This window comes from Burkholderia cepacia, from assembly GCF_029962485.1.
Taxonomy (GTDB): Bacteria; Pseudomonadota; Gammaproteobacteria; order Burkholderiales; family Burkholderiaceae; genus Burkholderia.
The window spans coordinates 1,904,737-1,918,127 of record NZ_CP073638.1; the positions used below are offsets into that span (position 1 = coordinate 1,904,737).

Below are 13,391 nucleotides of genomic sequence, written 5' to 3' on the forward strand. Positions count from 1 at the left end.
GCGCCGCCATCGTGCGGCATCCCGCCGACTCCGGAAGCATCCGCTGCGCCCGCTTGCCCCGCTTTGCGGTCGGCGGCCACACCACCCTCCTTCTTCGTCCCCCCGTGCAAACGCACTAGCCGATCAGGTGAATTTGCGCGATGCCCGCTCGCGTTCGCGTCGGTACGCTGGTCCTGCATCGGCGCGCATGCGCTGCCTTTCCACCGCAGAGGAGAAGCACGATGAAGCAGCATCAGACACCCGATCCGACGCGGCCCGAACCGCCTCCGGGCAGTCCGCCCGAACCGCCGCCCGGCACCGATCCACCGGTGCCGCTGCCACCCGACATACCGCGCCCGGATATCCCGCCGCGCGAGCCCGGCTACGACACGCCGATCGTCCGGTAACGGACGACGCCGTTCGCGCGCCCCCATCCAACACGCCAATCGACGGAGAACCCATCCATGAAGAAGACCCCGCATCTTTCGACGCTGCTCGCCGTCAGCGCCGCTTTCCTGCTCGGCGCCGCGCCGCTCACGAACGCGGTTGCACAGGACGCATCTACCGACAACGGCATGAAAACCGAATCGAGCCAGCCGGTGACCGACACGTGGATCACGACCAAGGTGAAAAGCCAGCTGGCCGCCACCGATGGCATGAAGAGTGTCGACATCAGCGTGAAGACGGTCGACGGCGTCGTCACGCTCACGGGCGTGCTGCCGACGAAGATCGCCGTGAAGAAGGCGATCGCCGTGTCGCGCGCCGTGAAGGGCGTGAAGCACGTCGACGCATCCGGCCTGAAGGCGAAGGCCTGACTTCCCGCGCGGCGGTTGCCGCGCGTTATCTCCGCAGTTTTCCCGTCACGACACAGGAGCACACGATGAACGAGGACAAGATCAAGGGCCAATGGAAGCAGCTCACCGGCAAGCTGAAGGCCAAGTGGGGCAAGCTGACCGACGACGATCTCGCGGTCGCCGAAGGCAATCGCGACTATCTGGCCGGGAAGATCCAGGAACGTTACGGAATCGCCCGCGACGCGGCCGAGAAGCAGTTGAAGGAATTCGATCGCGAGCTGTAACGCAACCGGCCATCTCTCCCCGCCGCGACGCTGCCGGCGTCGCGGCCATCAGGATCACGACATGGGCAAATACCTGATCGCCTGGCTGCTCGGCGTGCCGTTCGGGCTGCTGGTGCTGTTCTATCTGATCACGCACGTCTTCTGAGCGCGCGGCGCACGGCACGCGCCGGCGGCCTTCGCTGCACCCTCGCCTTCCCGACTACGCAATCGACCGCGACACGGCGTTCCGCTGCATCGCGGCCGCCCAACGCAAATCGGGCAGGACGCTTGCACGCCCTGCCCGATCCGCTCATTCATGCTTCAGGGACGCGCGTCGCGCGCAGCCCCCGGTTCGTTACTTCGCCGCGTTCGCCGTCATCTTGAAGATGCCTTGCGCGTTGCCCGCATCGAAACGCAGGTCGGTCACCCAGCGGCGCGCGCCCTGGTCGAACGTGCGCTTGCGCGTGATGAACTCGTAGAACGAGCCCGGCACGTTGCGCTTCACCGTGCCGCCGTCGCGCGTGCGGAACTCGCGCTCGACGGTGTCGGCGCGATACGCGGTCTGGAACACGCGGCCCGAGCGCGAGCGCTCGACTTCCGGCTTCATCGGCCGGCCCTTCGCCTTCTCGTCGTCGGACAGCTTGAATACGTCGGCAACGCGATCGGTCGCATGGTTGAACGCGTTGCCTTCGGTCGAGATCCACGCCATTTCCGCCGATTCCATCAGCAGCGTTTCGTAGTCGAGTTCGTTCGGCAAGTCGTGCTGGCGCGCGAACGCACCGACGATTTCCGGCAGCAGCGCCTGCGCGGCTTCCAGCGACAGCCAGCCTTCGCGCTCGACTTCCCACAGCAGCGCGACGGCCGCCGGCGACAGCGGATCGCGCGACGAGCTGACGACGTTCGTCACGGCCTGCTGGAATTCCTTCGAGAAACGTTCCGGATGCAGTTCGCTGACGAAGAACTGCGCGATTTCGTCCGGTGCGTCTTCATGCGCATATGCGCGGCCCGTCATGCCGAGCTTGTCGAGCGGGTAGCGGCCGTTCAGGCGGAAGCCGAGCGGACGCAGGATGCGCGTGAACGCGGCTTCGCCCGGCGGCAGCGCACCCGTGTCCGGCCAGCGCACCGTGCGCAGCGCGCCGTGGTCGAAATAAACCGAGCCGCCGCTTTCGATCGCTTCGGCCGTGTACGCCCGCCCGTTCGCCGAACGCTCGAGCAGCCCTTCGAACAGCGCCATGTTCATCGCCTGCGCGATTTCCGCGCGCGTCACGACGCCGTCTTCCCATTCTTCGAGGATGGCCGGCATGTTCAGGGTCGAGAACAGGGCGTCGGTCTTCGCCTGTCCCAGCAGCTTCGTCAGCAAGCTCTCGATATTCGGATTGCGCATCAGGATTCTCGTCTCGGGGGACCGCCGGCAAACGTGCCGGCAACTCGTTGGCCGGCCGCCCAGCGGGCGCCTAGCCTTGCATGGGAAGCATTATTCAAAGGGTTGCAGCCGGGCGTAAAGCGAGATTAAATTGACATGTGATGAGTTTTTGGAATTATTAGCCATTCCTCGCCCGCCTTCCGCCCCCGCGCGGCGCGGCCCTGTTCGTCAGACGAATCGAGCATCATGCGTAAATTCAAGATCCCCAACATGGGCGCGCTCGTGGCCTTCGAAGCCGCCGCGCGCCACGAGAGCTTCACGCACGCGGCCAAGGAGCTGTTCCTGACCGAAAGCGCGGTGTCGCGCCAGATCGCGACGCTGGAGGCCAGCCTTGGCGTGCGGCTGTTCGCCCGGGTGAAGCAGCGCGTCGTGCTGACGCGCGCCGGCAAGCTGTACGGCACGCAGGTGCGACGGGCGCTGGAAACGCTCGACCGCGACACGCTGTCGATCATCGCGCACGGCAGCGGCGGCGGCTACCTGGAACTCGCGGTGCTGCCCACCTTCGCGTCGCACTGGCTGATCCCGCGCATCAAGAGCTTCTACGACCGCACGCCCGACGTGCGCGTGAACATGGGCAGCCGCACCGACCTGTTCTCGTTCGAGGACACGCACTTCGAGGCCGCGATCCACTACGGCAAGCCAACCTGGCCTGGTACGTCGTCCGACTACCTGTTCGGCGAGGAAGTCGTGCCGATCTGCTCGCCCGCGCTGCTCGACGGGCCCGTCGAGCGCGTCGAGGATCTGCTCACGTATCCGCTGCTGCACTCGACGACGCGCCCCGGTGCGTGGGCGCAGTGGTTCGAGACGCACGGCGTCGAGGACATCCGCACGATGCAGGGCGTGCGCTACGAACTCCACACGATGCTGATCAGCGCGGCCGCGGCCGGGCTCGGGATCGCGCTCGTGCCGAAGTTCTTCGTCGAGGAACAGTTGCAGCAGCTCGGCCTGATCGTGCCGTGCGACGCGGCGACGGTCGGCGATTCGGCGTACTACCTCGTGTATCCGACCGAATTCAGCCACAGCAAGCCGCTGGAGCTGTTCCGCGGCTGGCTGCTCGAACAGGCGAGCGCGTATGCGGCGCCGGAGCGCGCGGAGGAGGATGGCGATATGGTGGATGACGAGGACGTCGAGTAACGGCGCGGTGGCGTCAGCGTCAGGGCGTGGTGGCGTGGCAGGCGTGCCGCGCCGGCACGCTGGCCTTGACGACCTTCACCAGCCGCGCGCTATCGGGCGTTTCCAGCCCCGGGCACGCGGTGTACACATCGCGAATCACGAGCGTCGCGCGCCCGTCGAGCAGGCAAACGCCGTGCGGCTGCGCGGCGGGCAGCCGCAGCCCGCGTCGCGCAACGTCCTGGTTCGTGAAAACGATCATGGCCGCGCGTTGCGAGCGGTCGGGCAAGCGCTTCGCCGACGCATCGTCCTCTTCGAACCACACGTCCGGCCCGATCGCTTCATCGTCGTAATCGACCGCGTAACGCCCCGACAGCGTGATCGCGCGGTCGACATGCACGGCATGGCATTCAGGCTCGGCATCGGCCAGGATCGGCCGCTCGCCCGCCGCGGCCGGACCGCACGCCAGCAACAACAAGGCGCACAGCATGCAGGCGCGGCCGGTCAGGTTCGATACATCGATCGCTTGGCGGATCATGGGCGGTGAGAAACGGGCCATCGTGACGATGACCCGCATTGTCGCGCAACGCACGCGCGATGCGCGTGACGCGCGTTACATGTGCCACTTCACCGTGGCGGTCAGCGTGCGCGGATCGCCGGGCATGTTGTACAGGTCGGCGTTGCCGTGCGCGGCGATGAAGTAGTGGCGATTGAACAGGTTGTCGAGCGTGAGCGTCACGTCGACCTTCTTGCTGCGATACCCGGCGCCGAGGTTGAACACCGTGAACGAAGGCAGCGTGACGAGATCGCTCGCCGACGTATAGCGCGCCGACTGGAACTGCATGCCGGCCGCCGCATAGAAACCGTACGGCAACTCGCGCTTGAGCCACAGATTTGCGCTGTGGCGCGGCATCAGCCCCGGCGTGTTGCTCGACACCGCGAGGCCGGCCGCCGTCGATTGCGCGGAACCGTCGACAGTGCCGTTCAGGTACGCGTAACCCGCATACACCGACCACTTCGGCGCGATTTCGCCGGTGAAGCCGAGCTCCATCCCCCGTACGTGCTGGGTGCCGATCGGCAGCGCATAACCGGGGTTCGCGGGATCGCCGATCTGCTGGTTGGTCTGACGCATGTCGAACAGCGCGACGCTGGCCGTCGCCTTGCCGCCGAGGTCGAAGCGCGAGCCGACTTCATACGCGGTGGTCTTCTGCGGCGCGAGCGCGGCGCCGTTCGCGAACGCGCCGGAACTGATCAGCGTATCGGCGAGCGGCGAGAACGACTGGCTGAACGACCCGTACAGCGTCAGCCAGTCGAGCGGTTCGTAGATCAGGCCGACGCGCGGGCTCCACGCGTGATCGGTGCGGTCGAGGTTGATGTTCGACGACGTGTAGTCATGGCGGATCTGGTTCAGGTAGTCGAAGCGCAAGCCGGCCAGCACCTTCCAGTGCTCGGTCAGCGAGATCAGGTCCTGCGCGTAGACGCCCGCGAGCCCGACAACGGTCGACGCATTCGTCTTCGCCCGCGCGCCCGTCGGCACGCCGGGCAGGATCACCTGCTGCGGATTGAACAGATCGTAGGTCGCGACCTTCGTCACGCTGTAGATCGTGTCGAACTTCTGCTGCTGCGACAGTTCGACCCCGTACAGCAGCTCGTGGCGCATGCCGAACAGCGAGGTCTTCTGCGTGAGTTCGAACACGCCGTCGATGCCGTGATCGGTGCGCTGGCGCGTCGACTGGTCGAGCGTGACGACCGGGTGCGCCGCCGTCTTGATCGGCTCGTACGTCACGTAGTTCTTGCGTTCGAGCGAGAAGTCGTACGCGCGGATCGCGCCGTGGAACGACAGCGAATCGTTGAAGCGGTGATCGAGCGACACCGTCGCGCTCTTCGCGGAAATGTCGTTGTACGAACTGTTCGCCGCGTCGGCCGAACCGTAGTATGTGTTGATCGGCACGTCGACCGGCCGGCCGCCATACGCGGGCAGGCCCTGGTCGGACGTGCGGCGGTCGTGCAGGTAGTCGAATTCGACGTTCAGCACCGTGTCGCTGTCGAGCTTGAACTGCGCGGACGGCGCGATCGCCTGGCGGTTGAGCTGGAACTGGTCGCGGAAGCTGTTCGAGTTCTCGGCCGCGCCGGTCACGCGGAAACGCGCCGCGTCGTTCGCGTTCCAACCGAGGTCGAATTCGCCGCGCCGCTCGCCGCGCGTGCCAAGCGTCACGCCCACATCGTTCACCGGGGTCGCCAGCGGCCGCTTCAGCACGCGATTCACGATGCCGCCCGCCGAGCCACGCCCGTACAGCACGGCCGCCGGCCCCTTCAGCACCTCGACGCGATCGACGTTCGACAGGTCGCGGTAGTACAGCGCATCGTCGCGAATACCGTCGACGTACTGGTCCGTGATGCTGTTGAAACCGCGGATCGTGATCTGGTCGCGCTGACCATCGCCGACCGAGAAGCCGACGCCCGGCACGTTGCGCAGTGCATCCTGCATCGACGTCGCGTTCTGGTCCTCGATCACTGCGTGCGGGACGACGTTCACCGTCTGCGGGACGTCCATCAGCGACATGTCGGTCTTGGTCGCCGCGCGCGAGTGGCCGCCGTCGTACGACGCATGCTCGGCGGCCGCGTTGACGGAAATCGCGGGCAAGGTTGCCGCGGCATCGCTCGCCTGAGCGAACGCGGTACGCGCGCCAGCCAGCGACGTGGCGATCAGAAGCGCATGGCAGGCGCTCTTGTTGAGTTTCATCGTGAACGTAGGGGTGGTGAAGAAAAACGGCGAACGGAAACGTGTCCGGCCCATGCGCGAGTCGTGCGGCGAATCGGCTGACGACGCCCTTTCCGTGAAGCAGGCGGTGGCGCGCGGAGGATCGCCCCGTCGCGCATGCCGGCCGGCACGACCGGCACGAAAGAGCCGTGACGCGATGTCATGGCTCGTAACGGAGCGAAATATTAAACGAGAATGATTCGTGTTTTTAGTTAATTTTTAACGTGTCGCCTGCCCGCAACGTGCATACGCATTGCGCTCTGCATTCCTGACGAATGCCTTTCTGTTTTGCGGGTTTGGTCCGCCAGAAACGTAATAAAAACGAAAGAATCAGACCGGCCGCGTCATGCGGAGACGATCAAACAAAAGGCGGGATTCGGGAAACGACGGGGGAGAAACTGGAGAGGATCACGAAGGATCCGGTGAAGCACGCGGGACGCATGCAAATGTCCGGTGCGCGCCGGACCGGGCAACCCCGACCCGGCGCTCCGGGCAGCCGACCTCGCATCGGCATCGCGGCGGACCTACTTCTATTCTTCACTACGTCTGCTCTCAGGCTCACTTCATTTTTTTCTTCGCCGCGCCGCGCCATTATCCGCTCAATCCGGTCAGAGTGAAACGTTTGCGAACGCATCAGGCACGTTATACCGGCTATTCGGAAACAGTCTTTCCAAACGCTTACGGTTCACGCCAAGCGATTCGGCAATTCTTGCATTCGTGACGGCGTTCCTTTTTAATGGAACTGGTTCCATTCATTGAATCGGCCAGGTTCCCGCGTGACGCGTCGTCGTGTGCGCGTCATCATGCCGATTCAGGATCGAGGATCAATCAGCTCAGGATTCGCATCGCCCGTCCTTCCCGGACACCCCGTCAAACGAGACCGTCATGCCCGATTCCGCCTCCCTGCAGCAGCTGTTTCCCGCCTATCAGGACATCCCCGCCGAGTTCCGGCTCACTGCACCGATCCACCAGCGCGTGTCGCTCGTCGACGGCGAACTGCGACCGTGGGACGGTGCGACCAAGACCGTGCTGTCGCCCGTGTGCGTGCGGCAGGCGGACGGCAGCGTCGAGCAGGTCGAAATCGGCAGCTACCCGGTGATGGGCGAAACGGAAAGCGACGCGGCGCTCGATGCCGCGGTGCGCGCATACGATGCCGGCCGCGGCGAGTGGCCGACCATGAAGGTCGAGCAGCGCATCGCGTGCATGCAGGACTTCATCAAGCGGATGGTCGCGCAGCGCGAACTCGTCGTGAACCTGATCATGTGGGAGATCGGCAAGAGCCTCGCCGATTCGCAGAAGGAATTCGACCGCACCGTCACGTACATGACGCAGACGATCGATGCGCTGAAGGAGCTCGACAACGCGAACTCGCGCTTCGTGATCGCGGAAGGCACGATCGGCCAGATCCGCCGCACGCCGCTCGGCGTCGTGCTGTGCATGGGCCCGTACAACTATCCGCTGAACGAGACGTTCGCGACGCTGATCCCCGCGCTGCTGATGGGCAATACCGTGGTGTTCAAGCCGCCCCAGTACGGCACGCTGCTGTTCGAGCCGCTGCTCGAAGCGTTCCGCGACGCGTTTCCGAAGGGCGTGATCAACACGATCTACGCGCCCGGCGCGGTGGTCGTGCCGCACATGCTCGCATCGGGCAAGATCAACGTGCTCGCGCTGATCGGGTCGAGCAAGGTCGCCGACCACCTGAAGAAGCAGCACCCGAAGTCGCACCGGCTGCGCGCGATCCTCGGCCTCGACGCGAAGAACGCGGCGATCGTGCTGCCCGACGCCGATCTCGACCTGACCGTGAAGGAGTGCCTGCTCGGCGCGCTGTCGTTCAACGGCCAGCGCTGCACCGCGCTGAAGATGCTGCTCGTGCACCGCTCGATCGTCGACGAATTCCTGAAGCGCTTCACCGCCGCGCTCGAACAGCTGAAGATCGGCATGCCGTGGGAGAAAGGCGTCAGCATCACGCCGCTGCCCGGCATGCATCGCACGGCCTACATGACGGACGCGATCGACGACGCGAAGGCCAGGGGCGCGCAGGTCGTCAATCATTCGGGCGGCGAGTTCAGCAAGACGCTGTTCTATCCGGCCGTCGTGTATCCGGTGTCGGAAGGGATGAAGCTGTACCGTGAGGAACAGTTCGGCCCGATCATTCCGGTCGCGCCGTTCGACGACGTCGAGACCGCCCTCGACTACGTGACGACGTCGGATCACGGCCAGCAGGTCAGCATCTTCGGTTCCGATCCGGCGCAGATCGGCGCGCTCGTCGATCCGCTCGTGAACCAGGTGTGCCGCGTGAACATCAACTGCCAGTGCCAGCGCGGGCCTGACGTGTTCCCGTTCGCGGGCCGCAAGGATTCGGCCGAAGGTACGCTGTCGGTGAGCGACGCGCTGCGCGCGTTCTCGATCCGCTCGATGGTCGCCGCGAAGCAGACCGACAGCAGCAAGCAGCTGCTCGATTCGATCGTGTCGGATCACCACTCGAAGTTCATCAACACGGGCTTCATTTTCTGAAGCCGCGTCGATGCTTGAGCCCTCCGCCGTGCGTCAGCGCCGCGGAGGGTTTCGGCAACGACCGCGCGGCTAGACGTTCGTCACCAGCAGCCGAATCCCCGCCACGCCGAACACGACGGCCAGACACGCCTCCATCGCACGGCGGCCACGCACGTACAGCCGGCGTGCACCGTCCATCGAGAACACGAGCGCATACCCGCCGAACACGAGGCTGCCGATCACGAGGCAGCCCGGCACGACGGCGCCGTGCGACGCACCCGCGCCGTTCGACGACAGCGCGACGATCGATACCCACACGAGAATCGCCTTCGGATTGGTCAGGTGCAGCATCGCGCCGTGCACGTAGAAGCGCGACAACCGCTGCTCGCGCGCCGCGTTCACCGATGCCGCCACCGGGCCCGACAGCGCCGTGCGCCCCGACTTGAACGCGAGCCACAGCAGGTACAGCCCGCCGAAGACCTTGATCGCGACCAGGAGCTTCGACCACGCGAGCAGCGCGGCCGATACGCCGAGCGCCGCCACCGTCGCCCAGAACATCGACCCGGAAATGACGCCGAGCGCGAACGCCAGCGCCGCCTTGCGGCCCTGGTTCGCGGCGACCGACATGATCGCCAGGTTGCTCGGCCCCGGGCTGGCCGTGCCGATGAAGTAAGCCGTATAGGCGAGCAGCAGGTTGGCCGAGAAGAAGGCGTGGACGCTCATGTCGAACCTCGCAGGGATGATCTGGAGATTGTTGGCAAACGCACGCCGTCTGCCCATGGACAGTTGGCCGGCAATTCGCTGGGCCAGTTTCGTGGCCATGGGCCCGGATCGTCGCTCGCGTATACGTCTCGGTTTTGAAACAACTGAGGCATTCGCAGCAGGTTTGCGTCGCGCTACGCGAGGCGTCCCGTTCCGGCATGTCGCACCGGCGAACGTACGTCAGACGTGGCCGGGACGCGCGAAACGCATCGTCCCGGCCGCTCGCTGACGGAATCATGCGACAGGTTTTATGCGGGCGTTACGTTACATCCCTGAAGCATTTCGACTCGTCGATCCGTTTTGCGTGCGCGGCACACATCGCGCCGCGCGTATGGATGCCTTCCTCGAGCGCCGCCTCGATCCAGTACCGGCGGGACTCGCCGACGTCGCGTTATCACGGCTCAACATTACTCAACAATCGTCCCGCGACGCTGGTACGGAACCTGCATTCCGTTCGGGTGAACACCGCGCCGATCAAAGCGCGGACACACATCCACCCACGGGCGCGTCCACGGATTCGCCCGAACGATCCGCACACGCACGAGGCTCTTCATGGATGCGCTGCCCAACTCGTCCGATACGTCATTCCAGCTCTTTCTCGCGAAGGTGCTCGAACAGCCGCTGCCCGACTGGACCGAAAAACAGCAGATGGAACTCGAGATGGCGCGCACGCTGTCGACGCAAATGGTCAACCTCGCCGAAGACATGCGCGGCCGTACACCCGACCTCGCACGTTGCCTCGTGCTGCTTCGCTACGCCAAAGTGCTCGACTTCATGCTGACGTCGCTTGCATCGCACCGCGACATTCATCCGCAGACGCTGCGCACGCTGTTCCGGCTCGCGAACCTGAAGGTCGACGACGCCTATCCGGCTTGAACCGGCACACCGCATCGGCTGCCACGGACGGCCATCGCGGCAGGCACGGCCGCGCCGGGTTCCGTCCATCGACATGCCCCTCGTGAACGCGGCCGACTTCGACCGGATCTGGCCGGCCATCTGCGATACGCCGGCCTGGTCCGTGACGAAAGGTCAGGGCAGCTTCCTCACGTTCGAGTTCGGACAACCCGCGCTGCATGTCCGCGAGCCGCGCGTCGGCGCGTCCGGCCTGTCCGCCTCGGCGCGCGACAGGCTGGCGTCGCGGCACGTGAGCGTCGCCGGCGACGGACACCTGTGGATCTGCTACTGCCACTGGTCGATCGCGTTCGACGGCCGTGAACTCGCGCATAGCGAATCGCGCGCCGGCGACATCGCGGCCGCCGCGCTGCAGCTCGACGGACAGTTCCTGAGATCGGTCGCGCCGCGCACCCAGCCGGGTGCGTGGGCCTTCGACTTCGACCTCGGCGGCAGGCTGACGACCTGGCCGTACGGCGACGACCCGGCCGACGAGCAGTGGCATCTGTACGACGGGCGCACGGGCAACGTGCTGACCGCGCTGGCCGACGGCACCTGGTCGTACGGCCCCGCGAACGTCGCGCCGGCCCCGGGATCAGTCGGCCCGCAATAGCCCCGCGTTCCACTTCCGGCTACGCGGCGTCTGATCCCGCCCATCAGCGCCGCACGCCAGTCCGTGCGCGCAAACGGATGTACAATCGCGCGCCATGAACGCACTTCGCCACTTCCTGCTTCGGCCAGGCGTCGCGCGACAGCTGTTGTGGGGTTTCCTCCTCGTGACGCTGCTGTCCCGCGCGCTGATGTCGGGCGCCGTGATGCTCGATCCGGACGGTCCGGATGCGGGCTCGGTGGTGCTGTGTTCGGGCCGCGGCCCGCTGATCGTCGCGGGCGCCGCACTGGCCGCCCGCTTCGATGCGAGCACGCCGATCACGCCGGCCAACGATGCGCTGGCGCTCGTCGATGCGCTCAAGCATGACGCGCATGCCGGCAAGACGGCGTCCTCCGGCAACGGCGACAGTCTGTGCGCATTCGGTGCCGCGCTGTTCACCGCGCTCGCGTCGTTCGTGCTGCTGGTGCTGCTGTTTCCCGCCGCGGCGCCGCGACGGTTCCGCGTTCACTTCGACAGTCTTCCTTTCGTGCGATCGATATTCGACGATCGCCCGCCTTCTCGCGCGCCTCCTCTGTTCTGCTGAACGTTCCGCCCTGTGGCGCATGCACGTCGATGTGCATGCGCGTTCACGCCGTTCGTTTCACACGACCTGATTCAAGCGTTCATCCGCATGCCCGCATCGCGCGGGCGACGCCGCGTCGCGCACCGTTTGCGCACGACGCCGTGCCGCCCGTTGCGTCGATGCGCGCACGCGGGTGCGACGCGCGTTGACGGCGGCCGGCCCGCGCCGGTCCTGCCGCTCGACGAACACGAGGAGCTGACACCATGTCGACCACCGTCGATCGGGCAATCTCGCCCACCCATTCCGCAAGCGCCGGTTACCGGACGCTCTGGCGCTGGCACTTCTATGCCGGCCTGTTCGTGATGCCGTTTCTCGTGATCCTCGCGATCACGGGCACGCTTTACTGCTTCCAGCCGCAGATCGAGCCGCTGCTGTACCCACACCGGCTGGTCGTCGAGCCGCAGGCCACGCCGCGGCTCGACGCCGACACGCTGCTCGCGCGCGCACGCACCGCGATGCCGGCCGGCGCAACGCCGGTGTCCGCGCAGGTGTCCACCGCGCCCGACCGCAGCGCCGAATACGTATTCCGGCTGCGCGACGGTAGCCGCGAGAGCGTGTACGTGAACCCGTACGACGGCAGCGTGCTCGGCACGCTGAGCGTGGAGAACCGCTTCATGCAGGTCGCCCGGATGCTGCATCGCAAGCTGCTGCTCGGCAAGACGGGCGAGCTGCTGATGGAGCTCGCCGCCTGCTGGACCTTCGTGATGATCGGCACCGGCATCGCGCTGTGGTGGCCACGCGGCACCACGCGCGTCGGGCGCGCACTGCGGCCCGACCTGTCGCTGCGCGGCCGGCCGCTGAAAAGCGTCCACGCGACGGCCGGCATCTGGCTCGCGGCTGGCACCGTCGCATTCATCCTGTCGGGGCTGCCGTGGTCGGGCTCGTGGGGCAAGAACTTCAAGGCGCTCGCGGCGACCGTGAACCTCGGCGCGCCGGAAGGCGCATGGGGCGGCTCATCGGTGCGCTCGACGCGCCCGGGCGCGGTAACAACGCCCGAGCATGCGCCCGCGCAAACCGCCGCACCATCGGGCCATCATCACGATTCGGACGACTCGATGCCGGAGATGGTGATGGACGACCTGCCGTTGCCGCAAACGCCGTGGGCGGTCGGCAACGTACCCGTTCCGCATTCGCCGTCAGCGCCGACGCCCGCGCCGCTGCCGCTGGCCCGCGCGATCGCGATCGTCGCCGGCCTCGGCGTGACGAGCGGCTACACGCTCGCGCTGCCATCCGGCGCGGACGGCGTGTTCACCGCGTCGTACTTCCCCGCCGACCCGAAGGCGGAACGCACGATCTACATCGACCAGTACAGCGGCGCCGTGCTCAAGGACATCCGCTATGACGACTACGGCGCCGTATCGCGGGCCGTGTCGTACGGCACGTCGCTGCACATGGGCCGCTACTTCGGGCTCGCGAACCAGATCATTTGCGCGGTGTTGTCGCTCGGGCTGGCCGCAATGGCCGTCACGGGCACCGTGATGTGGTGGAAGCGCCGCCCGGCCGGAAAGCTGGGCGCACCCTCGCGCGAACGCGGCACGCCGCCGATGCGCGGCTGGGTCACCGGACTCGTGCTGCTCGGTATCGTCTTCCCGTTGATGGGAATCACGATCGTCGCGGTCTGGCTCGTCGACCGGCTGCTGTTCGGCCGCGCGACGCGTACCGCTGCGTGATCGACGCAAGCGC

General features: G+C 66.3%; 13 protein-coding genes. 9 read left to right on the top strand and 4 right to left on the bottom strand.

The genetic code is table 11. The features are described 5' to 3' along the window. Window positions 1-221: 221 nt before the first annotated feature. The 3 genes from KEC55_RS24915 (at window position 222) to KEC55_RS24925 (ending at window position 1,057) form a co-directional block, all read left to right on the top strand. Window positions 222-386, top strand: coding sequence for a hypothetical protein (locus KEC55_RS24915; RefSeq protein WP_282507797.1), 165 nt, complete (start codon window positions 222-224; stop codon window positions 384-386). 57 nt (window positions 387-443) lie between these two features. Continuing rightward, window positions 444-794 carry a BON domain-containing protein gene (locus KEC55_RS24920; protein WP_282507798.1) on the top strand — a complete coding sequence of 117 codons (351 nt, stop codon included), beginning with the start codon at window positions 444-446 and terminating at the stop codon, window positions 792-794. A gap of 65 nt (window positions 795-859) precedes the next feature. After that, a complete protein-coding gene (locus tag KEC55_RS24925) occupies window positions 860-1,057 on the top strand; it encodes a CsbD family protein (RefSeq protein WP_048251752.1) in 198 nt (65 codons plus the stop codon). A 334-nt stretch (window positions 1,058-1,391) separates the two neighbouring features. Here KEC55_RS24925 and KEC55_RS24930 read toward each other — a convergent pair whose 3' ends face one another. Then, window positions 1,392-2,420 (bottom strand): DUF1338 domain-containing protein, encoded by a 1,029-nt coding sequence (locus KEC55_RS24930; RefSeq protein ID WP_282507799.1) that lies wholly within the window; start codon window positions 2,418-2,420, stop codon window positions 1,392-1,394. A gap of 225 nt (window positions 2,421-2,645) precedes the next feature. Here KEC55_RS24930 and KEC55_RS24935 point away from each other — a divergent pair, with 225 nt between their 5' ends. Further along, on the top strand, window positions 2,646-3,593 hold the full coding sequence (locus KEC55_RS24935; RefSeq protein ID WP_282507800.1) for a LysR family transcriptional regulator: 948 nt from the start codon (window positions 2,646-2,648) through the stop codon (window positions 3,591-3,593). 19 nt (window positions 3,594-3,612) lie between these two features. Here KEC55_RS24935 and KEC55_RS24940 read toward each other — a convergent pair whose 3' ends face one another. Both KEC55_RS24940 and KEC55_RS24945 read right to left on the bottom strand, forming a co-directional pair. Next, window positions 3,613-4,146 (bottom strand): hypothetical protein, encoded by a 534-nt coding sequence (locus KEC55_RS24940; protein ID WP_282507801.1) that lies wholly within the window; start codon window positions 4,144-4,146, stop codon window positions 3,613-3,615. A gap of 36 nt (window positions 4,147-4,182) precedes the next feature. Next, window positions 4,183-6,312: a TonB-dependent receptor gene (locus KEC55_RS24945; RefSeq protein WP_282507802.1), complete on the bottom strand. Its 2,130-nt coding sequence runs from the start codon at window positions 6,310-6,312 to the stop codon at window positions 4,183-4,185. 903 nt (window positions 6,313-7,215) lie between these two features. On the opposite strand from KEC55_RS24945, the gene KEC55_RS24950 reads away from it, so the two are divergent. Next, on the top strand, window positions 7,216-8,844 hold the full coding sequence (locus KEC55_RS24950; RefSeq protein ID WP_282507803.1) for an NADP-dependent glyceraldehyde-3-phosphate dehydrogenase: 1,629 nt from the start codon (window positions 7,216-7,218) through the stop codon (window positions 8,842-8,844). Between the two features lie 69 nt (window positions 8,845-8,913). On the opposite strand, the gene KEC55_RS24955 is transcribed toward KEC55_RS24950, so the two are convergent. Continuing rightward, window positions 8,914-9,546 carry a LysE family translocator gene (locus tag KEC55_RS24955; protein WP_282507804.1) on the bottom strand — a complete coding sequence of 211 codons (633 nt, stop codon included), beginning with the start codon at window positions 9,544-9,546 and terminating at the stop codon, window positions 8,914-8,916. Window positions 9,547-10,137: 591 nt separating this feature from the next. Between KEC55_RS24955 and KEC55_RS24960 the strand changes: the two genes are divergently transcribed. The 4 genes from KEC55_RS24960 (at window position 10,138) to KEC55_RS24975 (ending at window position 13,378) form a co-directional block, all read left to right on the top strand. Then, window positions 10,138-10,461 carry a DNA-binding protein gene (locus KEC55_RS24960; RefSeq protein ID WP_282507805.1) on the top strand — a complete coding sequence of 108 codons (324 nt, stop codon included), beginning with the start codon at window positions 10,138-10,140 and terminating at the stop codon, window positions 10,459-10,461. A gap of 73 nt (window positions 10,462-10,534) precedes the next feature. Next, window positions 10,535-11,089 carry a hypothetical protein gene (locus tag KEC55_RS24965; RefSeq protein ID WP_282507806.1) on the top strand — a complete coding sequence of 185 codons (555 nt, stop codon included), beginning with the start codon at window positions 10,535-10,537 and terminating at the stop codon, window positions 11,087-11,089. A 94-nt stretch (window positions 11,090-11,183) separates the two neighbouring features. Then, window positions 11,184-11,669: a hypothetical protein gene (locus KEC55_RS24970; RefSeq protein ID WP_282507807.1), complete on the top strand. Its 486-nt coding sequence runs from the start codon at window positions 11,184-11,186 to the stop codon at window positions 11,667-11,669. Between the two features lie 242 nt (window positions 11,670-11,911). Further along, complete coding sequence (locus KEC55_RS24975) at window positions 11,912-13,378, top strand: PepSY-associated TM helix domain-containing protein (RefSeq protein WP_282507808.1); 1,467 nt, start codon at window positions 11,912-11,914, stop codon at window positions 13,376-13,378. The last annotated feature ends 13 nt before the right edge of the window (window positions 13,379-13,391 follow it).

Excerpts from the sequence above, each read along its gene's own strand:
- KEC55_RS24915 (WP_282507797.1), top strand. The coding sequence starts at position 222 with ATGAAGCAGCATCAGACACCCGATCCGACGCGGCCCGAACCGCCTCCG.
- KEC55_RS24920 (WP_282507798.1), top strand. The coding sequence starts at position 444 with ATGAAGAAGACCCCGCATCTTTCGACGCTGCTCGCCGTCAGCGCCGCT.
- KEC55_RS24925 (WP_048251752.1), top strand. The coding sequence starts at position 860 with ATGAACGAGGACAAGATCAAGGGCCAATGGAAGCAGCTCACCGGCAAG.
- KEC55_RS24930 (WP_282507799.1), bottom strand. The coding sequence starts at position 2,420 with ATGCGCAATCCGAATATCGAGAGCTTGCTGACGAAGCTGCTGGGACAG.
- KEC55_RS24935 (WP_282507800.1), top strand. The coding sequence starts at position 2,646 with ATGCGTAAATTCAAGATCCCCAACATGGGCGCGCTCGTGGCCTTCGAA.
- KEC55_RS24940 (WP_282507801.1), bottom strand. The coding sequence starts at position 4,146 with ATGCGGGTCATCGTCACGATGGCCCGTTTCTCACCGCCCATGATCCGC.
- KEC55_RS24945 (WP_282507802.1), bottom strand. The coding sequence starts at position 6,312 with ATGAAACTCAACAAGAGCGCCTGCCATGCGCTTCTGATCGCCACGTCG.
- KEC55_RS24950 (WP_282507803.1), top strand. The coding sequence starts at position 7,216 with ATGCCCGATTCCGCCTCCCTGCAGCAGCTGTTTCCCGCCTATCAGGAC.
- KEC55_RS24955 (WP_282507804.1), bottom strand. The coding sequence starts at position 9,546 with ATGAGCGTCCACGCCTTCTTCTCGGCCAACCTGCTGCTCGCCTATACG.
- KEC55_RS24960 (WP_282507805.1), top strand. The coding sequence starts at position 10,138 with ATGGATGCGCTGCCCAACTCGTCCGATACGTCATTCCAGCTCTTTCTC.
- KEC55_RS24965 (WP_282507806.1), top strand. The coding sequence starts at position 10,535 with ATGCCCCTCGTGAACGCGGCCGACTTCGACCGGATCTGGCCGGCCATC.
- KEC55_RS24970 (WP_282507807.1), top strand. The coding sequence starts at position 11,184 with ATGAACGCACTTCGCCACTTCCTGCTTCGGCCAGGCGTCGCGCGACAG.
- KEC55_RS24975 (WP_282507808.1), top strand. The coding sequence starts at position 11,912 with ATGTCGACCACCGTCGATCGGGCAATCTCGCCCACCCATTCCGCAAGC.